Raw genomic sequence first — 26,920 nt, 5'->3', positions numbered from 1 at the left:
GTGGTGTTACGACTTAATCTACGATGAAAAGACTATTTCTTTTTTCTATTTTTCTTTTTACGCTGCAATTTGGATTTGCTCAAGGTGATATACCAACGACCAAACCGTTAAAGATTGGTGCAAATAATAAGTTAGACACTAAATCAAGTAATCAGGGGACTTCCCTTCGAATGCCATCGGTTCTTGATAATAATCTTACCTCAAAGGGCAGGGAAGTTAAAATGTTACCTGACCGACAATTAGTTCAAGCAGGCACAGGAATGATTATAGACCCTAAAGTAGGTGAAAGAGAAAAAAAGGGAGCTAAAAAGCATTTTGGAGATCAGTATTTAGGGGATGTTAAGACCAGTGCTAAATTTATTGGCATTGTTTGTAGGGATCATGAATATGTTGATGGTGATCGGGTAAAAATTTATTTAAACGGTGAAGTTGTTGAGCCTAACATCTTGCTTTCAGGCACTTTTAAGGGAATTAATATTGATTTGACCCAAGGTTTTAACCGCATTGACTTTGAAGCATTAAACCAAGGATCTTCAGGACCAAATACCGCTCAAGTCATTATTACTGATGATTTAGGAAAGGTTATCCATAATAATCGTTGGAACTTATCTACAGGTTCTAAAGCCAGTATGATTGTTGTTAAAGAAGAAGAATAAAACTCCTAACAAAACTATTTCCTTTTTCCTGGGTGATATGTTTCTTTCGCTCTTTCCAAAACATCTTCCTTATAATAAGCAGCTTCTTTCCATTCCACATTAGCATACCCTTGAACTTGGTCGTTAAAATGAGGAGAATTTGGGTCACCACTTTGGCCTCCGGCTAAAATAGTTTTAGCAAAAACTTTTTCTCCAAACTCTACTGCGGCCACAAAGCTATTGCCACGAGTACCATACATTTTTTTAGCGCCTTCATTGGTATATCGAGCCCCGTAAGCCGCCAAAGCACCCCAACGCCCACTAGCAAACCCAATGGGAACACTTGATTTCGAATCATCAAATGGTTGTCGAATATCACCATTCAAACGTTGATAACGATTGACCTGACCCCAGGACATTTTCCAAGTACCAAAATCTGCGGTTAATTGGTCAATAACCTCTTCAAAAATTCGCAAACGCTCCCCTATTGGTGATTCACTGCCCCAATACTTAATACGTTCCATCGGTATCATTTTATCAGGAAATACTCCAATTTGATAGTAACGAGTTCCATAATAATGTGCTAAGGTCATGGCAACAGATTCTTTTGAAGTTCTATAATCCCATTTGGCAAGAATCTCTATCGCTTCCTTAAACTTTGGGTTTTTATCATCGTTTGAATTATAGGCCTTGACCAAACCTGGTATCAATGCCTCAAATGCTGGCAAATACGGGTCATGCCCCAATTGAATCAAACTATCCAATGTATAGCCTCGCTTACCTTTAAGTAGTCCAATGGCATGTACCCCTCTAAAGTTTTCTTGATCACGAGACATATAATAGGGATAGTCTTCTTTTTTAGGGCTAAATTTCAAAGCAGAAGTATAGGGGGTGGAATTACAATTTTGAATCCAACCGTTCGTTGGGTTTAGCACCAAAATATTTTCATCAACAGTATGTAAACCTTGCCAATCTGTTTTTGGATCACTCCCATCAACTGGTTGCGAATAATCAAAACTAACATCTCGCTTGGGAACAAAGTTCCCATGGAAATAAGCGATATTCCCCTCAGCATCTGCATATACGGTGTTATTAGAAGAATTGGTGCGAATGTCCATCATATCGCGAAACCCTTTATAACCTTCTTGTTTTGTTCTAATATACGATTGTTCCAGTGCCTTCATTGGTTCCCACATCATTGCAGAAGACGTCCATTGACCATCAACCGCATGGGTAATAGGACCATGATGCGTACTATACATAGAAAATGTTTTCTCTTTTAAGCTTTCTCCAGTTTTATACTTTAAAGTGACTCTAGTGGAATCAACTGGTCTTAGTTCCTCTCCGTATTCATAAAACAACTTACCATTATTTTGAACGATAGTTTCTTTGAACTCGTCCATTACATCGGTGTAGGTAGAAGTATGCATCCACCCAGTTTTTTCATTAAACCCTTGGTAAACAAAAAATTGCCCCCAAGTAACCGCACCATAGGCATTCAATCCTTCTTCAGAAACTACATGGACCTCACCTCTAAAGTAGAATGAAGTATGCGGATTGATCAACAACATCGCATTACCTGATTGTGTCAAATCACCAGAAATTGCAATTCCGTTTGATCCTTGTGGCTCTGCCATTTCTTCTTCTTTTTTTTCTTTCAATAATTCCATTTCAGGAAGTTCCATTCCGCTTTCATAAAAACTCTTGATTTTTTGGGTGGATATGCGTTCAATATCCCCTCCGATGCTGCCTTCACTAAAATACATGGGCATCCATGGTTCAAAGCGAGTTAAAAGTCTTGGCTTGACCTCTGGGTGGGTATGTAAGTAATAATTAATGCCATCAGCAAAAGCATCACAAAGTGCCTTTAACCACTCTGGACTTTCTTCATAATTGGTCTTCGCTTCTTCTTCTGTCATAAAAAGCTTGGCTCTTAAATCACTATACAAAGTTTCTTCACCTTCTATTTCAGCTAAACGCCCGGTTGCCCAAATATAATTTTGCTCCACACGGTTAAAATCATCTTCGCATTGCGCATACAACAGTCCAAAAACAGCATCAGCATCAGTTTTTCCATAAATATGGGGGACACCAAAATCATCACGTATAATCTCGATGTTTTGAGCTTGTTCCTCCCATTTTTCAATTTCAGTTTTGGGTTTTTCTTTGCAGGAAGTCAATACAATTAAAAGAGCAGTTATAAATGGTCGCATGATGATTAAATAAAAGAATTCGTCGACTTAAAGGTAAGTACTACAATCCAAAGTTTGATTATACAATACTTATTCAATTTGAAGTACCTTGCAAACTAAAATTACTCTGTTGTCCGGACAAAAACAAATACTCATGGCAGATAAAAAAGTAAGCATTTTAAAAGCTTTCAAAACCATCATTTGGCCAAGAAGAAATTTGGTCTTTATTGGTCTTTTATTAATTGTTATAAGTAAAGCAGCCAGTTTTGTCGCACCGATATCATTACGATACTTTTTAGATGATATCGTACCAAATAAAAACTACGATTTTTTAAAAATTCTTGTTGCCATTGTTATTTTCTCTTTCTTGGTTCAAGCGATAATGTCATTTCTTTTGACAAAAGTTCTTAGTATTCAAGCACAATTCATGATTTCTGAACTTCGGGCTCAAGTTCAAAAACAGGTACTTGCTTTGCCCATCCGTTTTTTCGATAATACAAAGTCTGGTGCTTTGGTTTCTAGAATTATGAGTGATGTTGAAGGGGTAAGAAACCTTATCGGAACAGGATTGGTACAATTGGTCGGAGGGACAATTACAGCTGTAGTTTCTCTTATTTTATTGCTTCGAATTAGCCCTGGAATGACCTTGTTGACATTTATTCCCTTGATTTTATTTGCTGTAATCGCATTAAAAGCCTTTAAAATCATACGCCCCGTATTTAGAGATCGTGGAAAAATAAATGCTGAGGTCAAAGGCCGACTCACAGAAACTTTAGGCGGCATACGAGTGATTAAAGGTTTTAATGCTGAGGAACAAGAGGCTAAAGTTTTTGAAAGCGGCGTAGATAGGCTGTACCAAAATGTAAAAAAGAGTTTAACTGCTACCGCAGTAATGACGAGTTCATCAACCTTTCTTTTAGGCTTGGCCACAACGGGAATTATGATGGGATTTGGCGGCTACAAAATGATGCAAGGTGAGCTCACTACCGGAGAATATTTTGAGTTTACTTTTCTATTGGCATTAATGGTAGCGCCTATTGTTCAAATGAGCAATATAGGTAGTCAATTGACAGAAGCCCTGGCTGGTTTGGATCGCACTGAAGAATTGATGAACGAAGTGACTGAAGCAGACGAAAAAAATCGCACCATACAAATATCGAGTTTAAAAGGCGATATGCTTTTCAAAAATGTCTCTTTTGCCTATGAAGAAGATAAAGAAGTACTGCATAATATCAGTTTTGAGGCAAAATCTGGTGATGTTATTGCGCTTGTAGGAAGTTCGGGTTCGGGAAAATCGACCATTGCAGGTTTAGCCGCTACTTTTCTTAATCCAGATTCTGGGCAAATTACTATCGATGGAAATGATTTGGCAAAAGCGGATTTGACCAGTTTTAGAAAATATTTGGGCGTTGTCTTGCAAGATGACTTTCTTTTTGAGGGAACAATAAAAGAAAATATTCTTTTTCCAAGACCTAATGCCACTGAAGAAGAATTAAAGGCCGCAGTGAAAGCAGCTTATGTAGATGAGTTTACAGACCGATTTGATGATGGATTGGATACTCTGATTGGAGAGCGAGGTGTAAAACTTTCTGGTGGGCAACGGCAACGTATTGCCATCGCAAGAGCGGTTTTGGCAAACCCACGAATATTGATTTTAGATGAAGCAACCTCTAACTTAGATACGGAAAGTGAAGCCTTGATTCAAAAAAGTTTAGCAGAACTTACCAAAGGTAGAACCACTTTTGTGATTGCACATAGATTAAGCACTATCCGAAAAGCCAATCAAATTTTAGTTATTGAAAATGGTAGAATCGCCGAGCAAGGTACTCATGATGAACTTATTGCTATAGAGGGTCGATACTATAATTTGTTTACCTATCAGGCAAGGATTTAGATTTCTTCAGGGGCCAATTCCACCTCTAGCCCGTCTAAAGCTTCAGTCATATGAATTTGACAACCTAGTCGAGAATTGTCTTCAACATTAAAGGCTTCAGAAAGCATGGCCTCCTCATCATCCGATTTTTCTGGAAGGTCATGCCCAGAATTTACGTAGCACTGACAAGAAGCGCACATGGCCATACCACCACAAATGCCTATAGTTCCTTCGGGAGCAAGTTCATACGACCGAACCACTTCCATCAAGTTCATATTCATATCAGTTGGGGCATCAATCTCGTGTAATACTCCATCTCTATCTGTAATCTTAATTTTTATATCGGACATAGTCCTTTAGTTAATTAGTATTTAGTGTTTTAGTGAGCTAGTTTTACTTCATCGACTTAATAAAAGCGTAAAGCATTTTTGAAACTTCATTGGTTTCATTTATCAGTCTAGACGAATCTTGCTTATTAAGGTAATTTAATCTTTCTGACAAATAAAGCATCGACCTAACCTCACTGTTGGAAGCAAGAGAAAAATAAAGAAATCTTTTGAAATCTAGATTGGTCTTACGTTCAAAACCCTCAGCAATGTTATTGGATATAGAAACAGAAGCTCTAGTGATTTGGTCTCTAAATCCATAATCCTTACTGTTAGAAAAGTGATTGTATATTGAAACAGCCAAATCTTGTGATTTTTGCCAAACTTTTAAATCTTCAAAACGTTGCACAGTCATATTTTTCTATCTCACTTTTCAACTAACTCACTTTTCAACTAGTCAATAGACTTTACAACTGCCTTAGGTGCTTCTTTTTTACTTCCGTCAAAACCTTCAACTCCACCAACAGTGGTATACTTCATCACATATTTTTTATCAGGAAAAATTCTTTGATAGGCACTTTGGCACATTAACGTAGCCTCATGAAAACCACAAAGAATCAATTTCAATTTACCAGGATAGGTATTTACATCACCTATTGCATATACCCCAGGAATATTGGTTTGATAATCTAAGGCATTATCCACTTTAATCGCATTCTTTTCAATTTCCAATCCCCAATCAGCAATAGGCCCCAATTTTGGTGATAACCCAAACAATGGTATGAAATTATCTACATCGACCTGAACAGTTTCTTTTGAATCTGTTTTTTGAACAACAACGGATGATAAACGCTCTTCACCCTTAAGTTCAATAATTTCTGCCGGAGTAATCAAATTGATTTTACCCAAGTTTTTCAATTCTTGAACCTTTTCAACCGAATCCAATGCCCCTCTAAATTCATTTCGACGGTGTACTAAAGTTACTTCAGAAGCTACATCGGCTAGAAAAATCGACCAATCTAAAGCGGAATCTCCACCGCCTGCAATCAACACTTTTTTATTTCGGTATACTTCAGGATCCTTAATCATATAGGCAACACCATTATCTTCAAATTTGGAAAGATTTTCCAATTGCGGTTTACGGGGTTCAAAACTGCCCAATCCGCCTGCAATGGCTACAATAGGTGCATGATGTTCGGTGCCTTTATTTGTAGTTACAATAAAAGAACCATCTTCTAGTTTTTCAATGGAATCTGCCCGCTCACCTAGCGTAAAGCCTGGTTGAAAAGGCTTGATCTGTTCCATTAAATTGTTCACTAATTCCCCTGCTAATACCTCAGGAAAACCTGGAATATCATAAATAGGTTTCTTCGGATAAATTTCTGAGCATTGCCCACCAGCTTGTGGAAGCGCATCTATCAAATGACATTTTAGTTTTAGAAGCCCTGCTTCGAAAACAGCAAAAAGCCCAGTTGGGCCTGCTCCAATTATCAAAATATCGGTCTTAATCATGAAAAAGGATTCAAATACGCAAAGCTAAGTTTTACAGGGAGAGAAAAATTATGATTTTTATCAGGCTAGCTTAGGTTTACTACCTCTTCTATTTGAGGAACATATTTTTTGATAGTCATTTCAACCCCACTTTTCAAAGTCATTTGGTTTACACTGCAACCAATACAATTTCCTTCTAGTTTAACTTTTACCGAGGTATCATTATCAATGGAGATCAATGAAATATCGCCTCCATCACTTTGAAGGAAGGGTCTGATTTCTTCTAATGCTTTTTCTACATTATCTCTAACTTCTTCTGATGTCATGACTATTTATTTTTAACTGCAGAACAACCTGCCATTGTTGTAATTTTTATTGCTTCTGTTGGGGGCAGCGCGGTATTTCTGTTGACCAATTCTTGTACCACATTTTTGGTCAATTCTTCAAAAGCCTCTTCCGTTGGTGTCGCCGTTTGCAATGCAGCTGGTCTGCCAACATCACCTGCTTCTCTAATGCTTTGCACTAATGGAATCTCGCCTAAAAAGGGAACTTTTAAATCTTCTGCCAAATGCTTTGCCCCATCTTTACCAAAGATATGATATTTGTTGTCAGGTAATTCAGCGGGAGTGAAATAGGCCATATTTTCAACAATCCCCAACACAGGGACATTGATGGCCTCTTGTTGAAACATCGCTACTCCTTTTCTGGCATCTGCCAATGCAATCTCTTGAGGCGTACTAACAACTACAGCACCCGTAACAGGTAATGATTGCATGATACTTAAATGAATATCTCCAGTACCAGGAGGTAAGTCCAATAGCAAGAAGTCCAATTCATCCCAATGCGCATCAAAAATCATTTGATTCAAAGCTTTCGAAGCCATTGGGCCACGCCATATTACCGCCTGATTGGGTTGTGTAAAAAACCCAATAGACAATAACTTGACACCATAATTCTCAACAGGCTTCATTTTATTCTTACCATCAACATTTATTGACAAAGGCTTTTCAAGTGCCACATCAAACATAATGGGCATTGAAGGACCATAAATATCTGTGTCAAGTAAGCCCACTTTAAACCCCATTTTGGCCAAGGTTACCGCTAAATTCGCAGTCACCGTTGACTTGCCTACACCACCTTTACCTGAAGCGACGGCAATAATATTTTGAATTCCAGGAATTGGTTTTCCTTTGATTTCGTTCACTTTAGGTTTTGAAGAAGCCTCGACCTTAAGATTGACCTTAATTTTTGCCTTAGCATACACTTTTTCGTGGATGATCTTTAAGATTTCTACCTCTGTTTTCTTGCGTGCTTGAAGGCTTGGGTTTTTAATGGTAATGTCTACTTCAACCTCATCACCAAAAACCTGTATGTTGGTAACAGCACCACTTTCGACCATATTCTGCCCTTCACCAGGAACGGTAATATGTTCAAGTGCTTTTAAAATTTCTTTTTTATCTAACTTCATCAATCAAATTTGCATTGTTTATGAGGAGCTGTCAAACTGAGCCTTTCGCCTTCGCTCAAGACAGGCTTATCGAAGTGCTGTCGGAGCACAGTCGTTTAAACTGATTCTAAATTACAAAGATACGGCGTAGCACTTAGATTGTAAGGATGATAGATTGAAAATGAAAATGGCAAGATAACCCGTGTCTATCTAGTAATAAGATGGTAATTCTTTGCCTGGATCCCAAAAATGCTTTTGAAAGTCCATAATTTGATTGTCAACTACTTTAATACCTTCATTTTCTAACAATTGTTGCATTAGATTGGTGCCATCAAAATGTTGCTTGCCCGTTAAAAGTCCTACTCTATTTACCACACGATGCGCGGGAACATCTTTGGCCAATGAATTGTTCATTGCCCAACCCACCATACGCGCGCTTCGTGCTGCGCCCAGATACTTTGCAATAGCCCCATATGAAGTAACACGTCCATATGGAATCTGTTGGGCAACTTCATATACCTTATCAAAAAAGTTTTTTTCTCCCATCAATTAGAATACACGCGAACTAGGGTTATCATAAATAAAACTACCATTAATCCACTTAAAATATAATTCGAATTTTTCGAAAAACGATTGGTTTTATGCTCCATTTTATTAAAATAAAAAACGTACAGATACATGACCAAAAAAGTACCCAATCCAGCAGCCAAAATAAATAATACCTCATCTAAAACAGTATACCGCATGAAACCCTGTGAGTGAAATACGGTATTAAGGCCGCTATAGTAAGGTACGGTGAGAAGATTTAAGGCTGCCAAAAACATCCCTTTTGTAAAACTGCCCCTTTTTTTTCCCTCTTCTTGATGCAATGGTTTAACGTTTTCTTTTCTAGCTTTAAAAAAGAAAAACACAGCGAGTAAAGCAAATACGAATAATGCTGTTTTTAAAAGCATCCCGATAACATCAGGATTTCTGCTTAAGTACTTCGCTATGCGCACAGCCAGATACGTCTGCATCATCACCATTACAGCAACACCTAGTCCAAACATGACGCCATTGCCCTTGCCTTTTTCTACGCTAGTTTTAGCCGCATTGACATTTAAAAGCCCCGGAGGGGCAGAAGCCAAAAATGCAGCAGAGAAAGTCGCTATGAAAAGTGTTAGCAGTTGAGTCATTTAGTTGATTATCCGAAATTGGATATAGGTTATAGGTTTTCCTTTTTCAAGATACTGATTTTCGTAGAATGTTTGAATTTTTAGCACCTCTTCAGGGCTTCCCTCATTTTTATAGACATCGTGATTGGCGTAAACCACCTCATGGCCCAAACCATGCAAAAGTCCTAAAGTATACCCATGCATGAATTCGCTATCCGTCTTTAAGTGCACTAAACCTAAAGGCTTTAAAATACTCTTATATTTTTCTAGAAAAACCTGATTGGTCATACGATGTTTTGTTCGTTTATACTTAATCTGAGGGTCCGGAAAAGTTATCCAAATTTCAGAAATCTCATCGGTATCGAACAAGGCATCAACAAGTTCAATTTGGGTGCGGATAAAAGCAACATTGGTTAAGTTTTCTTCCCACGCAGTTTTGGCCCCACGCCAAAAACGGGCACCTTTGATATCAATTCCGATGTAATTTTTATTTGGATTCCGTTCTGCCAAGCCTACCGTATATTCTCCTTTTCCACATCCCAGTTCTAAAACTATTGGGTTTTCATTGCCAAAAAAAATATTCCATTTTCCTTTCTGCTCCAAACCCCGTAAAACATCTTCTCGAGTAGGTTGAATAACGTTGGAAAAGGTCTCGTTTTCTTTAAATCGCTTTAGCTTGTTCTTACTTCCCAAAACAAAAATTTAATGTTTTGACAAAATTAAGGAAATCAAAAACGTCTTGAAGCTTTGTTTCTTTGCAGTTATGACCAAGCCAAAACGAATATTGGTGGCTCCATTAAATTGGGGGTTGGGGCATGCAACACGATGTATCCCCATACTAAATGCACTACTTGAAAATGGCCATACTCCTTACATAGCATCTGATGGGGTAGCCTTAGCATTATTGCAGAAAGAATTTCCCAATATTGAGTGTTTTAAACTTCCTTCGTATAAAATCACATACGCTGAAAATGGGAAAAACTTTAAAATAAAGATGATATGGGATTCTCCAAAGGTGCTCAAAGCCATGGCAAAGGAGAAAAAGAAAATCAAGCAGCTTGTCAAAGAGCTCAAATTAGATGGTATCATATCTGATAACCGGCTGGGGGTCTATTCCAAAAAAATTCCTTGTGTTTTTATCACGCATCAATTGAACGTACTTTCAGGTAATACGACTTGGTTCAGTTCAAAAATGCACCAAGAAATCATAAAGAAATATAGCGCTTGCTGGGTGCCAGATGTCAAAGAAAAACCCAACCTAACCGGAAAATTAGGGCACCTGAAAAAATCAAAGCTTAACATAGTATACTTGGGCCCATTAAGCAGGTTTGAAAGGAATGGTAGCACGTTTAAAAATGATTTAATGGTACTATTATCAGGACCAGAACCTCAGCGAACTATCTTAGAAGAGAAACTGCTTAAAGAACTACAAAATTATCGCGGTACCGTGCTTTTTGTAAAAGGTAAGATAGAAGACAAAAAAGTGCAGAAAGAAGTTGCGTTGCCCAACGGAAAAATTACCATTTGTAATTTTATGCAATCCTCGGCATTGGAAAATGCTATCAATTCAAGCAAATTAGTTCTTTGCCGCTCTGGTTATACTACGGTAATGGATTTGGCAAAATTGGAAAAAAAGGCATTCTTTATTCCCACCCCTGGGCAGTATGAACAAGAATATTTGGCAAGGCGTTTGGATAAACAGGGGGTAGTACCTTTTAAAAATCAAGAAGAATTTGAGTTGGATGATTTAATGCACGTAGAGAATTATCAAGGTTTGACCAACTTTAGCAATCCTATAGATTATAAGGTCTTATTCGAAGTCTTTTCCAATGTAAAAGAAAATTCGGAACCTACATCAACCTCGCTTTCCACATAAATTTTTTCATCATGGGCTTCAATAATATGTTTAACTATAGCCAGACCAAGTCCTGAGCCCCCTTCTTTACGGCTACCACTTTGGTCAACGCGATAAAATCGCTCAAAAAGTCTTGGTATATGGTGTTTAGGTATTCCCTCTCCATTATCGGTAACCCTAACAATAACCTTGTTTTTAATTAAGTTTTCAACACTGACCTCGGTCGTACCGTTTGGATGGCCATATTTTATAGAATTAACCAATAAATTGGTCAATACTTGTTGAATTTTTTCTGAATCGCCCATAACGTATATGGGTTCGTCATACTCCATATCAAAAGTCAAACTAATTTCATTTTTTGCAGCGCGCATTTCCAACAATTCAAATACATTATGAATCAGTTCTATAATATCAAATTCTTCTTTTTCCAAGCTCAAATCACCAGCTTCAAGCTTGGTAATCATATCTAGATCTTTTACAATATAAATAAGGCGCTCCACACCTTTATTGGCGCGTTTTAGATACTTTTCATTGACCTTAGAATCTTTGATAGCCCCATCTAACAAGGTCAAAATATAACCTTGTACAGTAAAAAGAGGAGTTTTTAATTCATGGGAAACATTACCCAAAAAGTCTTTACGATATTCTTCCCTGATTTTGAGAGTGTCTATCTCCACTTTTTTGTCCTCAGCAAATTTGCCAATCTCTTCTGTCAAGGTTTTCATATCGGTGGTCACTGGTTTTGAAGAAAAAGAAGAAGATTCCAACAATGAAACGTCGTCATAAATCTTTTTGACCCTCCGATATATAAAACGTTCTACCCTAGCCTGAATAATAAAAAAAGAAACCAAAAAACAGATAGGAGAAAATATAATAGGTAAAAGCCAATTGAATTGATTTATCAATAAAAGTGTAGCGCACAAAAAAACTGTTAACACTAAGCAAATAAAAAGAGACGATCGAAACGCAAAGCGATACGATTTTTTAAGCTTTGTTGACATTGAACTGGGTTAGAAAACCTTTAGCGATGTAAAATAAGAAAATAAAGTATGAAGAAGTTACCCAAGTACGAACTTATAACCCACTCCCTTTACGGTTTTAAAATGATGATCTCCAATTTTTTCGCGGAGCTTACGAATATGCACATCTATTGTTCTACCACCAACCACAACTTCATTGCCCCATACCTTATCGAGTATCACCTCTCTTTTAAAAACCTTACTTGGTTTTGATGTCAAAAGAGAGAGAAGCTCAAACTCTTTTCGAGGCAAAATAATTTCTTTGCCATCGTTCACAATTTTATACTCTTCCCTATTGATGACAATATTGCCCACTTTAACAATATCCTCGAGTTCAGTCTTATTCTCGTTTAACCTACGAAGCAATGCTTTAACCTTACTTAATAAAACTTTAGGCTTGATCGGTTTTGTAATATAATCATCAGCACCCGCATCAAAACCTGCGACTTGGGAGTAGTCTTCACCACGCGCGGTCAAAAATGTAATAATGGTATTTTCAAGACCTGGCGTATTCCTTATGATTTCGCAGGCTTCGATACCATCCATTTCGGGCATCATTACATCTAAAATAACCAGATGTGGTTGTTTTTTCTTTGCTTTGGCCACTCCTTCAACACCATTTTTTGCAGTGTATACTTCATAGCCCTCAGATGAGAGGTTATAACTTACGATTTCAAGAATATCTGGTTCATCATCAACTAAAAGTATCTTAATATCCTTTGTTTTCATCGTTTCAAAATTTCTAATTTGGTCTATTTATTTAGGGGAAATTAAATATTTAAATATCTGATTTTCATAACATTAAGTCATTCCTTAAACTAAAAATCATTTCTCCATTTTGCCCAAATGTAAAGATAATACAATTACCCTATTGTCTCTTAACATTGATTTAATGTCATAACATTATCGTAATACTTTTGAAACAAAGCTTTAACATGTGGGTAACATGACTTTTACAACACCCCTTTTTATTTGCATAGAATTTTAATCGGGAAAATTTAACCCAACTAATTATGAAAATTAAAACATCTAGTACTATGAAAAAATTTCTTTTATTTATGTTAGCCATTGTTACTATGACATTTGTTGCTTGTAGCGATGACGATGATACTCCTACTACTCCTGAGGGAACTGCGGAGACTTGTAATGACGGTATTTTGAACAATGGTGAAACTGAAATCGATTGTGGTGGACCAAACTGTCAACCTTGTACCGTTACGGTTAACCCAACTTGTACCGACGGTATACAGAACGGCGATGAAGCTGGTATTGATTGTGGTGGATCTTGTCCAAACCTATGTCCAGGATCGGTTGTTGTTGTAAGTGAATCAATTACTGCAGATACTACATGGTCATCAGATACTGTTATAGAATTAGATGGTAGAATTTTTGTTGAAAGTGGTGCGACATTAACAATTGAAGCAGGTACTCTTATTAAAGCTAACGCTGGAACTGGAACTAACGCCTCCGTATTGGTTGTTGCAAGAGGTGCTACCTTGATTGCTGATGGCACGGCTGATGCTCCAATTATATTTACTTCTGCTGCTGACAATATTGCTTTCGGTGAAGTTGCAGGTACTAACCTTGACCAAAATGACAGAGGTCTTTGGGGTGGTCTTATTGTTCTTGGTAATGCTCAAGTTTCAGTTTCTGGCGATGCTGGTGAAGCTCAAATTGAAGGTATTCCTGCTGATGATACGAGAGGCTTGTATGGTGGTTCAGATAATGCCGATGGTGCGGGCACTATCATTGATTATGTATCTATCCGTCATGGCGGTGCATTAATTGGTGAAGGAAATGAAATTAACGGTCTTACTTTAGGTGGTGTAGGTACTGGTGCTGTTATCTCTAATATTGAAGTAGTTGCAAATGTTGACGATGGTATTGAGTTTTTCGGTGGTTCTGTTAACGCAAGCAACCTTTTTGTATGGGCCCAAGGTGATGATGCTCTTGATATTGACCAAGCCTATTCTGGTACAATTACCAATGCCATTGTTGTTTTAGGAGATGCTTCTGACCATGGATTAGAAATTGATGGCCCTGAAGGTAGCCTTCAAGGTGAATTTACTATTGATGGTTTGACCATGTTTGGAAACGCCAATACAAGTAATGGTGAGTACGCTGATTACAGAAGTAATGCACAAGGTGCTACCAACAATGTTTACGCCGTAGGTTTCCCTGCAGGTAAAGATGCTGAGCTAGATAATAATGCAGTCACTACAAACTACAATAATGGTATCTTGACCTTCTCAAATTGGCAAATTGTAGGTGCAGGTGCTGAAATTTTTGCTCAAAAAGTTGGTTGTGCACAAAATTGTGATGACGATGATGATGACAATGATATTGATGAAGTACCTGTTGCTTCTACCTTTGAAGCTGATGCTGCTGGTTGGACAACTACAGTAATGGAAGGTGCGAACACTGTTGGTGCCACCACTGCTGATTTTGCTTGGACTTTCTCTAATACAAAAGCTGGTCTTGGTTTCTAAATAACAATTAAATTTAGAAATCCATACCTAAAATACTTAGGTTATAATAAAATTGCTCGCCACAAAAAAGTGGCGAGCAATTAATTTCTTCACTAAAACCAAATTTTCTAATACCGACTCGATGAAATTCAAACAATTACTTTTTTTTACACTAAGTTGCTGTTTTACCATTGCTAGTTTTGCCCAAGATGGCGTGTTAACCGGAACTTTGAATGATGGAGAGTTTAATGATGTTCTCCCTTTTGCAAATGTTCTAATAAAAGGTACAACTACAGGAACTACTTCAGACTTTGATGGGAAATACACTCTAGACCTTGAAGAAGGAACTTACACTATTGTTTTTTCATATGTAGGTTATCAAACCAAAGAAATTACTGATGTTATAATAACCTCAGGCAAAGAGACAATCGTGGATGTCACTTTGAACCCGGCAGCCAATCAACTTGATGAAGTTGTAGTAACAACAACTGTCAGTAAGAATACGGAAGCATCCGTATTAAACTTGCAAAAACGCTCAGTTGCTTTATTAGATGGGCTATCCATCCAAAGTATTAAAAGAACTGGTGCTAGTGATATTGCTAGTGCCGTAAAAAATGTCCCTGGTGTTTCTGTACAGGGCGGAAAATTTGTGTATGTACGTGGACTTGGAGACCGATACACAAAATCAATTTTAAACGGTGTTGACGTACCAGGCTTAGACCCTGACAGAAATACACTTCAATTAGATATATTTCCTACAAACATATTAGATAATATAATCGTAGTTAAATCGGCAACTGCTGATCAACCAGCAGATTTTACGGGAGGTGTGGTAGATATTGTCACAAAAGATTTCCCCACAAAGGCTGAGTACAGTGTCTCTGGTGGTGTTGCCTATAATTCAGAAATGCATTTTAATGATGATTATCTAAATTATGGATCTTCGGGTTCCCAGTTCTTAGGCTTTGATAATGGAGATAGAGATTTGCCCATAGCCTCAAATGTTGAAATACCGATTCCACAAGGTGCCACTACTGAAAACCTACAAACTGTTAGGGATTTGACATCACGTTTCAATCCAGAAATGGCTGCAAAAAGAAATCAAAGCGGTGCAAACTTCAATTTTGGTTTTACTGCTGGTAATCAATACAATTTAAACGAAGATGCAAGTAAAAGAATTGGCTATTTAGCCTCGGTTTCCTACAGGAATACAACCGAGTATTTTGAAAATTTTATCGATGGTCAAGTATTCAGATTTAATAATCAAGATAAGTCAGAAACAGAATTATTGACAGACCGTACACAAGTTGGTGATTTAGGAACAAATAATGTGTTATTGACTGGTCTTGCAGGTATTGCCTTGAAGAGTGAAAAGTCAAAATATAAGTTGAACATATTACATATTCAAAATGGTGAGTCCAACGCATCAATACTAAATCAGAGCAATTCCTTTATCAATTCAAATAGTAACATAAGAGACGTTTTAACTTATGTCGAACGATCTATTACCAATGTTCTCTTGAACGGAGTACATACTTTCGATGAAACAGCTTGGACAATTGAATGGAAATTATCACCAACTCGCTCAAGAATATTTGACAAAGATTTTAGGGTTGCTCCTTTCTTAATTAACGACAGCGATGGTTCACTAACTATTAGCCCAAGTGAATCAGGTAACCCAACAAGAATTTGGAGAGATTTACAAGAAATAAATCTAGCTAGCAAATTAGACATTACGAGAAAACATAAACTTTTTGGTCGCGACTCTAAATTTAAATTTGGAGGTGCCTATACATTTAAAAATAGGGAATTCATTGTCGATCAATTTAATTTACCTACTCAACCACAAAATTTTGCAAATAGTTTTGGTGGCGACCCTGACCAAATACTTGCTCCAGAAAATATTATTTCAGTCGATACCGGAGATGGAACATTTGCCGAGCGTGTAAGTGGCCCATCAGATTCTTTTGATTCTGATATCACAGTAGCTGCAGGTTATATTTCAGAAGAGTTTAAACTATCTGACAAAATAAATGTAATCTTAGGATTACGTGCTGAACAATTTGAGCTAAAATACACTGGAAGCAATCAAAACGGCCTAGTGTTCAATGACAGCACTATTCTAGATGAACTCGATTTCTTTCCATCGGCGAACCTTATTTTTGATTTAAATGAAGATGGGAATAAGAAAATAAGAACATCTTACTCAAGAACGACAGCACGACCTTCATTTAAGGAAGCCTCGGCAGTTCAAATATTTGATCCTATTTCTAGTACGTTTTTTATTGGTAATCTTGATGTAAGACCCACTTACATCAATAACTTTGACCTACGCTTTGAAAGTTATGGCGAGGGTACCAATTTCTTTGCTATCAGTGGTTTCTACAAAACGTTTGATGACCCTATTGAACTTCAATTCTTTAGAAATGCCACTGGTCAGATTCGCGCTGTTAACCTCTCTGACGCCATTGTATTTGGTGGTGAAATTGAGTATAGAAGAGACCTAGGCTTTATTCCTGGTTTGGAAGGTTGGTATGTTAACACCAACGTCTCTATCATTGAATCACAGCAAGATTTTGGAGCTGACGAATTAGATGCACGGCTAGACAACTTGCGTACAGGCCAAACTCTAGATGACAACAGACAATTACAAGGTCAATCCCCATTCTTAATCAATTTTGGTGTTGGTTATAACGGAAGAGATAATGGATGGCAAGGTGGGCTTTTTTATAATGTGCAAGGAGAAACGCTCCAAATCGTAAGTCAGGGAGACATACCAGATGTGTTCACAGAACCTTTTCATAACTTGAAACTTAACCTAAGTAAGGAGTTTGGTAAAGATAGAAACAGTAAAATTTCACTAAGTTTTTCTAATATTTTAAATGATAAAATAGAAAGTTTTTATCGCCCAGAAGACGCTCAAGAGCAGGTATTCTCTTTTAGAGATCCTGGACAAGCCATATCGCTTAGTTATAGTGTGAGTTTTTAATTCAAAAGCTTTTTAAAATTTACTAAGCCCCTGTATGCAGGGGCTTATTTCTGCACTTTATCGAAAAGTGTAGCTTTTTTCCTTAACAAACCCTTCACACTTCTGATTTTTTTTATCTTTGTGGCATAGCCTTTGTTACCAATACTTTATGAAGCAACTTTACCTTGTATTACTTCTTATGGTTTGCTCACTTGGATTCGCTCAAGAGTCTCAAGCTACTGGTGATATTGAAGGTTTTAAGCTTTATCCGAATCCAACTATAAACGGAAAGATATTTATCAGTACAGCTCAAAATGCCCCTAAAACAGTTCATATTTTTGATGTTTTAGGCACCCAGGTTTTTCAAACCACCATCTTAGGAAAAGAGGTAAATGTATCTAATCTTGAAAAGGGTGTTTATATCCTTAGGGTCTTCGAAAAAGATAAGGTAGCTACAAGAAAATTAATCATCAAGTAGTTTCCATCATATTCTATATTGAACTCGTTGTGTATTTTGAGTATGAATTATTCCTAAAAACCTATCAGTTCGAGTTTTTTTAAAGAAAAAGCACTTCTACAGGCTCAGCAGAGCTATCGAGAACAAGGTTTTTTAGTTGAAAATTCTTTTCTCGATACAATTTTTATCAGCTAAAGCTTCAAAAATCACTCGAAATGACGAATTTTCATCAAAACACACAACGGGTTATATTACTCTTTTCTAAGTATTTGTGTAGTTCATCGGACTGACCTACAAAGTTTTGCGTTTCACAACATTTTATGGTTTACCCTACTTATTGGGTGTAATTTTATATTGCTATTGTCCCAAATTGGCATATATGAAGAAAATCTACTTAATCTTACTTATGGCTTTTCCCTTATTCACATTCGGTCAAGAATTGGTGAGTATCAATGATGCTAAACCATTAGAAGTAAAAGGTTTTAAAATGTACCCTAACCCAGCATATGGCGATGAGGTATACATTACAACCAAAACTAACGGAAATAAAGAAATTCAAATTTTTGATGTTTTTGGAGAAGTGGTCTTACATCAACGTATTGCTACCAACACTTTAAACATTTCAAAATTGGTGCCTGGGGTTTATGTACTTCAAGTCACTGAAAACAAAAAAACTATGACCAGAAAGCTGGTCATTAAATAGACTATCCAAACTAACAATTAGAAGAAAGCCCGGACCAATGGTCGGGCTTTCTTATTTAGCTATTTTTGTTGACTATATGAGGTTTGATAGTACACGTATTTTCAATATTAATAACGATGCCGAATTCGAGCAAGTGGCACTTAAAGCGTTCCAGTATCAATTTGAAAATAACGACGTATATCAAAAATTCTGCAAGCATCTTAAACTTGATATAAAAGCGGTCAAAACATTTGGTGATATTCCATTTTTACCCATTTCTTTTTTCAAGTCAAAGCGAGTAATTTCAACTGATAAAAATATTGAAGCAGTATTTACAAGCAGTGGCACTACAGGAGTACAAACCAGTAAGCACCATGTGAGTGATCTATCCATATATGAACAAAGCTATCGTAAAGCCTTTGACCAGTTTTATGGAAATATGAATGATTATTGTATTCTTGCCCTACTACCATCTTATTTAGAACGCGAGGGTTCTTCTTTGATTTATATGGTCGATGACCTTATTAAAAAATCCGGTCACCCCAAAAGTGGTTTTTATTTAAATGAAACCAATGCCTTAATCGATACCCTAAAAGATTTAGAGACCAAGAATATGAAAACCCTTCTCATAGGTGTTTCTTTCGCCTTATTAGATTTAGCTGAATCTTATTCCCTTAACTTAAAAAACACCTTAGTTATGGAAACCGGAGGGATGAAAGGTAGACGTAAAGAAATGATTCGGTCTGAATTACATGAAGTGCTAAAAAAAGGTTTCGGTGTATCTGAAATTCATTCAGAGTATGGAATGACCGAATTGTTATCACAAGCATACTCTTCTGGAAATGGAAGGTTCAACTGTCCCCCATGGATGAAGGTTTTAACACGGGATACCGAAGACCCATTATCCGTTCAAAAAAATGGAAAAACTGGAGGTATCAATATTATTGATTTGGCCAATTTCAACTCTTGTGCTTTTATTGCTACCCAAGACTTGGGTAAAACTTTTGAAGATGGTTCTTTTGAAATCTTAGGACGCTTTGACCATTCGGATATTAGAGGTTGTAATTTGATGGTAATCTAAATCTATTTTACCACCAAAACAAAGTAGTTCTTTTTCCCACGCTGTAACAAAACAAACTTATCGTTGATTAAATTTTCTTTGGTGATTTTATAGTCCTCTTTTACCTTTTCTTTATTTACCGAAATAGCGTTTTGTTTCAATTCTCTACGAGCCTCGCCGTTAGAACCTAAAAAACCGGTTTTAGCTGCCAAAGCTGCTATCATATCAAGACCATTTTCCAAATCAGATAGTGCTATCTCTGCTTTTGGAACACCATCAAAAACATCTAAAAAAGTTTTGGCATCCAGTTGTTTTAAATCTTCAGAAGTGGATTTTCCGAACAAAATAGTGCTGGCCTTAACAGCATTCTCTAAGTCTTCTTGTGAATGCACCATCACCGTTATTTCTTCGGCCAGCTTTTTTTGCAAGGCTCTTTGGTGAGGAGCTTCTTTATGGATTGTAACCAAAGCTTCTATTTCATCCTTCGTTAAAAAAGTGAATATCTTAATATACTTTTCAGCATCTTCATCAGATGTGTTCAACCAATACTGATAAAACCGATAAGGCGATGTTCGGTTCGCATCCAACCATACATTACCACTCTCTGTTTTACCAAATTTAGTGCCATCAGCTTTTGTAATTAATGGACAGGTCAAAGCATAGCCTTTTCCGCCTTCAATTCTTCTGATTAATTCCGTACCTGTGGTAATATTGCCCCATTGGTCACTGCCGCCCATCTGGAGGGTACAATTATGGGTTCTGTACAAATGCAAAAAATCGTATCCCTGAACCAACTGATAGGTAAATTCTGTAAAAGACATCCCTTCTTTGGCTTCTGAAGACAGTCGCTTTTTAACCGAATCTTTTGCCATCATATAATTGACCGTGATGTGCTTTCCAACATCCCTGATGAAATCCAAAAAAGAAAAGTCTTTCATCCAGTCATAATTATTGACCAAAATAGCGGCATTTGAAGCATCACTTTCAAAATCTAAGAAGCGACCTAATTGTTCTTTCAAAGCTTGTTGGTTATGGCGAAGTGTTTTTTCATCCAAAAGATTGCGCTCCGCTGATTTTCCAGAAGGATCACCAATCATACCCGTTGCACCCCCTACCAAAGCAACTGGTTTGTGCCCCGCTAATTGAAAATGGCGCAACATCATCACACTTACTAAATGACCTATATGTAAAGAATCTGCCGTGGGATCTATGCCGACATAAGCCGCCTGCATTCCACTTGAAAGATGTTCGCCCGTGCCTGGCATAGCGTCATGCAACATTCCCCTCCATTCCAATTCTTCAACAAAATTCTTTGCCATAATCAAAACATATTTAGTCAGCTGCAAATATAGAATGTTGTTTGAGAATAGGTACATTTGAATATGATTTTAGTTACTGGGGGCACGGGTTTGGTGGGTGCACATTTGCTTCTGCAATTGGTTCAATCGGGTCATAAACCTAGAGCGACCTATAGAACCAAAAAAAGAATAGCCCATACTAAAAAAGTGTTCGCGTACTACACGGAAGACCATGAAATGCTCTTTGAGGCCATTGATTGGGTTGAATGTAATATTCTTGATGTTTACGCACTAGAAAAAGCGTTTGAAGGAATTACCCAAGTTTACCATGCAGCGGCATTCATATCATTTGACCCAAAAGATTATAAAACATTATTGAAAATCAACATCGAAGGAACTACAAATGTGGTGAATTTGTGTATTTCTAAAAGTATTGAAAAACTATGTTATGTAGGTTCCATTGCGGCTATTGGGGATAGTATCGCCAATAGCCCCATAAAAGAATCAAATGAATGGACCGAGACTTCAAAATCTGGCTACGCCGTATCAAAACATGCTGCAGAAATGGAAGTCTGGCGTGCTTCTCAAGAGGGTGTTCCTGTCGTTATTGTTAATCCTGGAGTAATATTGGGGCCAGGGTTTTGGAAGTCCGGAAGTGGGCTTTTCTTTTATGCGGCCATGAAAGGACCCAACTATTATTTGCCTAACGGAACAGGCTTTGTATCTGTGCAAGAAGTTGTAAGGGCCATGATCTATTTAATGACATCCGATATCCAAAATGAGCGTTTTATTTTGGTCAATGAAAATTGGAGTTATAAAACCTTGAGTGGAATATTGGCAAAGGGACTGAACAAAAAAGCTCCTTCGCAAGAGCTTAAAAGTTGGATGCTACAACTATTTTGGAGATTTGATTGGTTCAAATCCAATTTAATGGGCAAAAGGAGAAAACTATCTAAAAATACGGCTAAGGCTTTAGCTCAAAAACAGCTTTATGACAATTCAAAAATCAAGAAATCGCTACCAGAATTTCAGTTTGATAATTTGGAAAAAATTACTCTTGACTATTGCTCTCTTTTTTTGAAAGAACTGGAGGTTTAGTTTTACCGCTAGCGACCTTCTTTAAACTATCACGCACTTTATCGGCCCGTTTACGAGCCTTCTCCGTCTTCTCTTTTCGAGCGTCATCAAATACTTTTTTCTCTTTTTCCAATCTTGCTTCAATAGCTTCATAAATACCTTCATACTCTAAGGGAAGGGAAGCATAATAGAGATCGCTTTGAGAAAACTGTACACTATCAATTGTGTATTTCTCAAAGAGGTACGGCATTGTTTCAATATGGTGGTTCTTAAGGGCATTAGGATCCGTGGATTCTGCTGCATTTAAAATGGCCAAATCATATAAAATATTGGTCATTTTCTCTTTTGGAATAAGATTTTCTGGCGGCTCAATCACTTTTTCGGCGCAAGAAACAATCACCATTATCAATATAAAAAAACAACTTGTTCTTTTAAAACTACCTATCAAAAGTGAGTCTTTTTGCGTTCTTTTTTTCTGAAAAACTTCCATTATCAAAGGCTAAATGTCCATTTACAAATGTGCGTCTTACTTGCGAACCAAAGGTAATACCTTCAAAGGGAGACCATTCACATTTATAAAAAATGTTTTCTTTTTTAACTTGCCATTTAGAATTTAGTGCTACCTCAACTAAATCAGCATAATACCCTTCTTTTATAAATCCCCGTTTTTCAATATCAAATAAAAGAGCTGGGTTATGGCACATTTTCTGTACTATTTGTTCTAAAGAAATTAAACCCTCGTTCTGCTTCTGTAACATGGCTGTCAGAGCATGTTGCACTAAAGGGCCACCAGATGGGGCTGTTGTGTAGGGGTTATCTTTTTCTTGTAAGGTATGTGGGGCATGATCCGTGGCGATTACATCAATACGGTCATCTAATAAAGCTTTCCATAACTCTTCTTTATCGGTCTTGGTCTTTACTGCAGGGTTCCATTTGATTAGCGTACCTTTTTCGTCATAATCTTCATCTGAAAACCAAAGATGATGTATGCATACCTCAGCTGTAATCTTTTTCTTTTTAAGCGGAATGTCATTGGTAAACAAGTCTGTTTCCTTTCCAGTAGAAAGGTGAAAAACGTGTAGTCGTGCTCCTGTCTTTTTAGCTAGCGCAATTGCTTTTGAAGATGAGAGGTAACAGGCTTCTTCACTTCTAATTATTGGGTGGTACTTAATAGGAATATCATCTCCGAACTCATTTAGATATTTAGCTAAGTTATTTCTGATAGTGCCTTCATCTTCACAATGCGTTGAAATCACCATTTCAGTATTTAAGAATATCTGTTCTAATACTTTTTCATTATCTACTAGCATATTACCCGTTGAGGATCCCAAAAATAACTTCACGCCTGAACAACTCTTCTTGTCCAATTTTTTAAGCTCTTCCAAATTATCATTGGTGCCCCCAAACAAAAAAGAATAATTGGCAAAGGCAGTATCTGAGGCCACCGCAAATTTCTCTTCTAGTTTTTGAATGGTCGTTGTCTGCGGATTCGTATTTGGTTGTTCCATAAAAGAAGTGATACCGCCAGCAATGGCAGCACGGCTTTCAGTAGCTATAGTTCCTTTATGGGTAAGGCCTGGTTCCCTAAAATGCACTTGGTCATCAATGACACCTGGCAAGAGAAGATTACCATTTAAGTCTATGACCTCAGCAGTTTCATGTGAAATATCTTTCCCTACCTTTTCAATATGATCACCTTTAATCAGCACATCGGTCTCAAATTGCTTGCCTTCATTAACCGCTTTGGCATTTTTGATTAGAATAGTCTTCATGGTTAAAAGCTGTTTTTAAAAAAAATACTACGAAACTTCATACTTATGACACCGATAATAGCCTCTCTGACTATGGATGAATTCATTTTAGATTTTCCATTGATACGGTCTGTAAAAATGATGGAGACTTCTTCAATTTTAAATTTTTTGAGATAAGCCCTAAACTTCATTTCAATTTGAAAAGCATAACCAATAAATCGCACACGATCTAATTCAATAGCCTCTAAAACCTCTCGTTTATAACATACGAAACCTGCGGTTGGATCATGAACTTTCATTCCTGTGATAAATTTCACGTAAAATGAAGCCCCATATGACAGTAAGATTCGAATTAAAGGCCAATTGACCACATTAACACCCTTCTTATAACGTGAGCCCACAGCAACATCTGCCCCATTTAAACATGCCCTGTGCAATCTTAATAGATCACTTGGTTTATGAGAAAAGTCAGCATCCATTTCAAAAATATAATCATACCCTTTAGCTAATGCCCATTTAAACCCATGAATATAGGCAGTACCCAATCCAGCTTTTTCTTTTCTCACCTCTAAATAGAGTTTGTCTGAGAATTCTGATTGGAGCTCACGAACATTGGCGGCTGTGCCATCGGGTGAATTATCATCAACAACAAGAATATGAAAGTCTTTTTTTAAATCAAAAACGGTTTTGATAATGGCTTCAATATTCTCAATTTCATTGAAAGTAGGTATGATTACTAATCCTTCTGACACAAACTCAAATTTAGAAGGGTAAAAATAGTGTTTTTTATCAGCTATCTTAATTGCCTTTCTTTATTTGTAACTTTGCGTCGTTAACCACAATTTTAATGGCAGACCGTTTTCCCAAGGCGTTTTTTATCTTTTTAGGGGCGCTGTTTTTACTGAATATATTACAGAGTATTTTCACCCAACTTATCTATGATGAGGCCTATTACTGGTATTATTCACAACAACTCGATTGGGGATACTTTGACCATCCACCAATGGTTGCCTTTTTGATATGGCTTGGAAACTTGCTTTTTGATGGAGAGCTTGGCGTACGCTTTATAAGTTGTTTATTGGGTTCAGGAACCATTACTATACTTTGGCTTTTGGTTGATAATGAGTTAAAGAAAAAGTTTGTCCCGCATTTTTTCTTGCTCTTATTTTCAATGGCATTATTTAATGCGTACGGCTTTTTGACTCTACCGGATACTCCATTACTATTTTTTACTTCACTGTTTTTATTGGTCTATAAAAAATTTATCACCTCTTCTTCTTTTTTAATTTCTTTGCTTTTAGGGTTAGTCATGGCCGCTTTAATGTACAGTAAGTATCACGCCGTGCTAGTTATTATTTTTGTTTTGTTATCTAACCCAGGTATCATAAAAAACAAGTTCGCTTGGCTTGCCGTAGTTGTTGCGCTTTTATGCTATACTCCGCATTTTATATGGTTGTACGACCATGATTTTGTGTCCATAGAATATCATTTATCCGAAAGGCCCAATCAACCTTATAGTTTTGAAGGTTTTACTTTAGGCTACCTTTTGAATTTAATCGCCAATTTTGGTCTTCTATTTCCTTGGTTTTATCTGGCTTTGTTCAAAGCACGACCAAAAGACAAATTTAAAAGGGCTTTGGTCTTCTTAAGTTATGGTATCATTCTATTTTTCTTTTTATCAAGCTTTCAAAGAAGAACACAAGCACAATGGGTCATTGTAATTTGTATACCCATGGCTCTTTTGGCCTATGAATACTTGCTTAGCAATACAAATAGCAGAAAATGGATGTATCGTTTGTCAATAGCAAGTACTGTTATTCTATTATACGCTAGATTATGGCTCGTTCACCAACCTTTATTGCCCATCGAATATGAAACACATGGCAATAAAGAATGGTCTGAAAGGCTTGAAGCCAATGTAGGTAGTAACCCAGTGATTTTTGAAAACAGTTATAGGCGGGCACCTATGTATGCTTTTTATACAGGTAATGAAGCCTTCTCCCTCAACAATATCTTTTATCGGCGCAACCAATATTCCATAGATGATTCAGAAGCCAAAATGCAGAATCGCAAAATTGCCTATGTTACCCCATATGCCAATAGTGGTGATTTTAGTTATACCATTCTTAATGGACAAGAGTACTATGGATGGTATATTGATGATTTTGAATCATACAGAAAATTACAATGTTTTATAGCGAATGGGACTATTAAATTGAACACTGATAAATTTACTTTACAAATCTATAATCCATACGATAAGAGCATCCCTCTTAGTAAAATGGACTTAAAAGTAGGGTATCTTAATCACTACAAACAATTGAAAGAAGTAAAGCCACTCGAAATTGACAAAAAAAGTAATGTAAAATATTTAAAAGTAAAAGATACCACCGAATTAAGATGCAGCTTAGTACTTCCCGTGGACGTTCAGCCAGAATATTTGAAATTTTCCATTTCTGAAAATGGATTGCAATCAGCCATTAACAGCCCAAGTATTAAAATCAAAAAATGAATTCAGTGTATAGAAATATTATCTCTTTGGATTGGATGACATTAATCTTAGGCTTAAGTCTATTATTACTGGCTTTGAGTAAATATTTTTTTAAATCCACTTTTTCTACTTTTCTCATACTACCATTTAACAACAAGTATTTAGCTCAAAGTAAAAAGAAAGGTCGCTTTTTTAATTGGTTTCACATACTCATTACACTTTTTCAACTTCTTAATATTTCTCTCTTTGTTTTTCTAGCCTATAACATACTTTCAGAAAAAGTATTGAACGCCTACCCCACCTTATTTTCGGTAATGCTCATATTAATATTGACCTATTTGATGTTCAAAATCTTACTTCAACTTGGGAATGGCTATTTTTTTGAGAACATAACCATTATGAACGATTTAATTTTTGAAAAGTTGACGTATTTCAACTATGGAGGCATAGTTGCCTTTTTTGGCAATGTAATCGTAATTTATATTTTACAAGACTCAAAACTTGTTATTTACGCAACCCTTTTTCTAATACTTTTCATAAATGGCATTGGTTTGATCACAATTCTAAGAAACCATCAAAAGTTAATTGTAAACAACATTCTTTATTTTATTTTGTACCTTTGCACACTCGAAATTTCACCTATAGTAATTATCGGAAGCTATCTAAAAGATTGATT

26 protein-coding genes are annotated in these 26,920 nt (G+C 36.7%); 11 read left to right on the top strand and 15 right to left on the bottom strand.

The window, feature by feature from the left end:
* Positions 1–23: 23 nt before the first annotated feature.
* On the top strand, positions 24–656 hold the full coding sequence (locus RM706_RS06530; RefSeq protein WP_311350225.1) for a hypothetical protein: 633 nt from the start codon (positions 24–26) through the stop codon (positions 654–656).
* A 14-nt stretch (positions 657–670) separates the two neighbouring features.
* Here the strand turns inward: RM706_RS06530 and RM706_RS06525 are convergent, their stop codons facing one another.
* A complete protein-coding gene (locus tag RM706_RS06525; RefSeq protein WP_311350224.1) occupies positions 671–2,848 on the bottom strand; it encodes an acylase in 2,178 nt (725 codons plus the stop codon).
* A 133-nt stretch (positions 2,849–2,981) separates the two neighbouring features.
* Between RM706_RS06525 and RM706_RS06520 the strand changes: the two genes are divergently transcribed.
* Positions 2,982–4,721: an ABC transporter ATP-binding protein gene (locus RM706_RS06520; RefSeq protein ID WP_311350223.1), complete on the top strand. Its 1,740-nt coding sequence runs from the start codon at positions 2,982–2,984 to the stop codon at positions 4,719–4,721.
* On the opposite strand, the gene RM706_RS06515 is transcribed toward RM706_RS06520, so the two are convergent.
* The 8 genes from RM706_RS06515 to trmB all read right to left on the bottom strand — a co-directional run bounded on the left by RM706_RS06515 (position 4,718) and on the right by trmB (position 9,811).
* Positions 4,718–5,050 (bottom strand): 2Fe-2S iron-sulfur cluster-binding protein, encoded by a 333-nt coding sequence (locus RM706_RS06515; protein ID WP_311350222.1) that lies wholly within the window; start codon positions 5,048–5,050, stop codon positions 4,718–4,720. The genes RM706_RS06520 and RM706_RS06515 overlap by 4 nt on opposite strands.
* Positions 5,051–5,093: 43 nt before the next feature.
* On the bottom strand, positions 5,094–5,435 hold the full coding sequence (locus tag RM706_RS06510) for a four helix bundle protein (RefSeq protein WP_311350221.1): 342 nt from the start codon (positions 5,433–5,435) through the stop codon (positions 5,094–5,096).
* Positions 5,436–5,479: 44 nt separating this feature from the next.
* Entirely contained in the window at positions 5,480–6,538 is a 1,059-nt protein-coding gene (locus tag RM706_RS06505) for an NAD(P)/FAD-dependent oxidoreductase (protein ID WP_311350220.1), read from the bottom strand.
* 65 nt (positions 6,539–6,603) lie between these two features.
* Positions 6,604–6,843, bottom strand: a complete 240-nt coding sequence (locus RM706_RS06500) for a NifU family protein (RefSeq protein ID WP_311350219.1) — start codon at positions 6,841–6,843, stop codon at positions 6,604–6,606.
* Between the two features lie 2 nt (positions 6,844–6,845).
* A complete protein-coding gene (locus RM706_RS06495; RefSeq protein ID WP_311350218.1) occupies positions 6,846–7,985 on the bottom strand; it encodes an Mrp/NBP35 family ATP-binding protein in 1,140 nt (379 codons plus the stop codon).
* Between the two features lie 189 nt (positions 7,986–8,174).
* Positions 8,175–8,510, bottom strand: coding sequence for an MGMT family protein (locus RM706_RS06490; protein ID WP_311350217.1), 336 nt, complete (start codon positions 8,508–8,510; stop codon positions 8,175–8,177).
* Entirely contained in the window at positions 8,510–9,139 is a 630-nt protein-coding gene (locus RM706_RS06485; protein WP_311350216.1) for a LysE family transporter, read from the bottom strand. The genes RM706_RS06490 and RM706_RS06485 overlap by 1 nt, the downstream gene beginning before the upstream one ends.
* Entirely contained in the window at positions 9,140–9,811 is a 672-nt protein-coding gene (gene trmB, locus RM706_RS06480; protein WP_311350215.1) for a tRNA (guanosine(46)-N7)-methyltransferase TrmB, read from the bottom strand.
* Positions 9,812–9,881: 70 nt separating this feature from the next.
* Between trmB and RM706_RS06475 the strand changes: the two genes are divergently transcribed.
* Positions 9,882–10,994, top strand: a complete 1,113-nt coding sequence (locus RM706_RS06475; protein WP_311350214.1) for a glycosyltransferase — start codon at positions 9,882–9,884, stop codon at positions 10,992–10,994.
* Here the strand turns inward: RM706_RS06475 and RM706_RS06470 are convergent.
* Entirely contained in the window at positions 10,919–11,974 is a 1,056-nt protein-coding gene (locus tag RM706_RS06470; RefSeq protein WP_311350213.1) for a sensor histidine kinase, read from the bottom strand. The two genes, RM706_RS06475 and RM706_RS06470, sit on opposite strands and share 76 nt — an antisense overlap.
* Before the next feature lie 57 nt (positions 11,975–12,031).
* Entirely contained in the window at positions 12,032–12,721 is a 690-nt protein-coding gene (locus RM706_RS06465; RefSeq protein ID WP_311350212.1) for a response regulator transcription factor, read from the bottom strand.
* 308 nt (positions 12,722–13,029) lie between these two features.
* Between RM706_RS06465 and RM706_RS06460 the strand changes: the two genes are divergently transcribed.
* From RM706_RS06460 to RM706_RS06440, 5 genes are all read left to right on the top strand, one after another.
* Positions 13,030–14,481, top strand: a complete 1,452-nt coding sequence (locus RM706_RS06460; RefSeq protein WP_311350211.1) for a hypothetical protein — start codon at positions 13,030–13,032, stop codon at positions 14,479–14,481.
* Between the two features lie 121 nt (positions 14,482–14,602).
* Complete coding sequence (locus tag RM706_RS06455) at positions 14,603–17,449, top strand: TonB-dependent receptor (protein WP_311350210.1); 2,847 nt, start codon at positions 14,603–14,605, stop codon at positions 17,447–17,449.
* Between the two features lie 148 nt (positions 17,450–17,597).
* A complete protein-coding gene (locus RM706_RS06450) occupies positions 17,598–17,906 on the top strand; it encodes a T9SS type A sorting domain-containing protein (RefSeq protein ID WP_311350209.1) in 309 nt (102 codons plus the stop codon).
* Between the two features lie 358 nt (positions 17,907–18,264).
* Entirely contained in the window at positions 18,265–18,588 is a 324-nt protein-coding gene (locus RM706_RS06445) for a T9SS type A sorting domain-containing protein (protein ID WP_311350208.1), read from the top strand.
* Between the two features lie 37 nt (positions 18,589–18,625).
* Complete coding sequence (locus RM706_RS06440; RefSeq protein WP_311350207.1) at positions 18,626–19,648, top strand: LuxE/PaaK family acyltransferase; 1,023 nt, start codon at positions 18,626–18,628, stop codon at positions 19,646–19,648.
* A 2-nt stretch (positions 19,649–19,650) separates the two neighbouring features.
* On the opposite strand, the gene tyrS is transcribed toward RM706_RS06440, so the two are convergent.
* Positions 19,651–20,946, bottom strand: coding sequence for a tyrosine--tRNA ligase (tyrS, locus tag RM706_RS06435; protein ID WP_311350206.1), 1,296 nt, complete (start codon positions 20,944–20,946; stop codon positions 19,651–19,653).
* A gap of 63 nt (positions 20,947–21,009) precedes the next feature.
* On the opposite strand from tyrS, the gene RM706_RS06430 reads away from it, so the two are divergent.
* A complete protein-coding gene (locus RM706_RS06430) occupies positions 21,010–22,023 on the top strand; it encodes an NAD-dependent epimerase/dehydratase family protein (protein WP_311350205.1) in 1,014 nt (337 codons plus the stop codon).
* On the opposite strand, the gene RM706_RS06425 is transcribed toward RM706_RS06430, so the two are convergent.
* Genes RM706_RS06425 through RM706_RS06415 form a run of 3 tightly spaced genes read right to left on the bottom strand, consistent with a single transcriptional unit; the run spans position 21,977 to position 24,505 of the window.
* Positions 21,977–22,450, bottom strand: coding sequence for a DUF4296 domain-containing protein (locus RM706_RS06425; protein ID WP_311350204.1), 474 nt, complete (start codon positions 22,448–22,450; stop codon positions 21,977–21,979). The two genes, RM706_RS06430 and RM706_RS06425, sit on opposite strands and share 47 nt — an antisense overlap.
* The gene (locus RM706_RS06420) at positions 22,440–23,774 is read right to left on the bottom strand and encodes a dihydroorotase (RefSeq protein ID WP_311350203.1); all 1,335 of its coding nucleotides are present in this window, start codon (positions 23,772–23,774) and stop codon (positions 22,440–22,442) included. Before RM706_RS06420 ends, RM706_RS06425 begins: the two co-directional genes overlap by 11 nt.
* Before the next feature lie 2 nt (positions 23,775–23,776).
* Positions 23,777–24,505 (bottom strand): polyprenol monophosphomannose synthase, encoded by a 729-nt coding sequence (locus RM706_RS06415; protein WP_311350202.1) that lies wholly within the window; start codon positions 24,503–24,505, stop codon positions 23,777–23,779.
* Positions 24,506–24,600: 95 nt separating this feature from the next.
* On the opposite strand from RM706_RS06415, the gene RM706_RS06410 reads away from it, so the two are divergent.
* Positions 24,601–26,265 (top strand): ArnT family glycosyltransferase, encoded by a 1,665-nt coding sequence (locus RM706_RS06410; RefSeq protein ID WP_311350201.1) that lies wholly within the window; start codon positions 24,601–24,603, stop codon positions 26,263–26,265.
* A complete protein-coding gene (locus RM706_RS06405) occupies positions 26,262–26,918 on the top strand; it encodes a DUF4271 domain-containing protein (RefSeq protein WP_311350200.1) in 657 nt (218 codons plus the stop codon). Before RM706_RS06410 ends, RM706_RS06405 begins: the two co-directional genes overlap by 4 nt.
* Positions 26,919–26,920: the final 2 nt, after the last annotated feature.

The organism is Croceitalea rosinachiae (genome assembly GCF_031846445.1).
Taxonomy (GTDB): Bacteria; Bacteroidota; Bacteroidia; order Flavobacteriales; family Flavobacteriaceae; genus Croceitalea; species Croceitalea rosinachiae.
Note: the sequence above shows the minus strand (reverse complement) of the source record. Positions and strands in the feature narration are given on the sequence as shown.

Bases quoted from the DNA above. Each gene is read 5' to 3' on its own strand.
- RM706_RS06505 (WP_311350220.1), bottom strand. From the start codon at position 6,538: ATGATTAAGACCGATATTTTGATAATTGGAGCAGGCCCAACTGGGCTT.
- RM706_RS06440 (WP_311350207.1), top strand. From the start codon at position 18,626: ATGGTCGGGCTTTCTTATTTAGCTATTTTTGTTGACTATATGAGGTTT.
- RM706_RS06430 (WP_311350205.1), top strand. From the start codon at position 21,010: ATGATTTTAGTTACTGGGGGCACGGGTTTGGTGGGTGCACATTTGCTT.
- RM706_RS06530 (WP_311350225.1), top strand. From the start codon at position 24: ATGAAAAGACTATTTCTTTTTTCTATTTTTCTTTTTACGCTGCAATTT.
- RM706_RS06500 (WP_311350219.1), bottom strand. From the start codon at position 6,843: ATGACATCAGAAGAAGTTAGAGATAATGTAGAAAAAGCATTAGAAGAA.
- tyrS (WP_311350206.1), bottom strand. From the start codon at position 20,946: ATGGCAAAGAATTTTGTTGAAGAATTGGAATGGAGGGGAATGTTGCAT.
- RM706_RS06455 (WP_311350210.1), top strand. From the start codon at position 14,603: ATGAAATTCAAACAATTACTTTTTTTTACACTAAGTTGCTGTTTTACC.
- RM706_RS06465 (WP_311350212.1), bottom strand. From the start codon at position 12,721: ATGAAAACAAAGGATATTAAGATACTTTTAGTTGATGATGAACCAGAT.
- RM706_RS06490 (WP_311350217.1), bottom strand. From the start codon at position 8,510: ATGGGAGAAAAAAACTTTTTTGATAAGGTATATGAAGTTGCCCAACAG.
- RM706_RS06525 (WP_311350224.1), bottom strand. From the start codon at position 2,848: ATGCGACCATTTATAACTGCTCTTTTAATTGTATTGACTTCCTGCAAA.
- RM706_RS06460 (WP_311350211.1), top strand. From the start codon at position 13,030: ATGAAAAAATTTCTTTTATTTATGTTAGCCATTGTTACTATGACATTT.
- RM706_RS06450 (WP_311350209.1), top strand. From the start codon at position 17,598: ATGAAGCAACTTTACCTTGTATTACTTCTTATGGTTTGCTCACTTGGA.
- RM706_RS06485 (WP_311350216.1), bottom strand. From the start codon at position 9,139: ATGACTCAACTGCTAACACTTTTCATAGCGACTTTCTCTGCTGCATTT.
- RM706_RS06520 (WP_311350223.1), top strand. From the start codon at position 2,982: ATGGCAGATAAAAAAGTAAGCATTTTAAAAGCTTTCAAAACCATCATT.
- RM706_RS06420 (WP_311350203.1), bottom strand. From the start codon at position 23,774: ATGAAGACTATTCTAATCAAAAATGCCAAAGCGGTTAATGAAGGCAAG.
- RM706_RS06445 (WP_311350208.1), top strand. From the start codon at position 18,265: ATGAAGAAAATCTACTTAATCTTACTTATGGCTTTTCCCTTATTCACA.
- RM706_RS06515 (WP_311350222.1), bottom strand. From the start codon at position 5,050: ATGTCCGATATAAAAATTAAGATTACAGATAGAGATGGAGTATTACAC.
- RM706_RS06405 (WP_311350200.1), top strand. From the start codon at position 26,262: ATGAATTCAGTGTATAGAAATATTATCTCTTTGGATTGGATGACATTA.
- RM706_RS06410 (WP_311350201.1), top strand. From the start codon at position 24,601: ATGGCAGACCGTTTTCCCAAGGCGTTTTTTATCTTTTTAGGGGCGCTG.
- RM706_RS06475 (WP_311350214.1), top strand. From the start codon at position 9,882: ATGACCAAGCCAAAACGAATATTGGTGGCTCCATTAAATTGGGGGTTG.
- RM706_RS06495 (WP_311350218.1), bottom strand. From the start codon at position 7,985: ATGAAGTTAGATAAAAAAGAAATTTTAAAAGCACTTGAACATATTACC.
- RM706_RS06470 (WP_311350213.1), bottom strand. From the start codon at position 11,974: ATGTCAACAAAGCTTAAAAAATCGTATCGCTTTGCGTTTCGATCGTCT.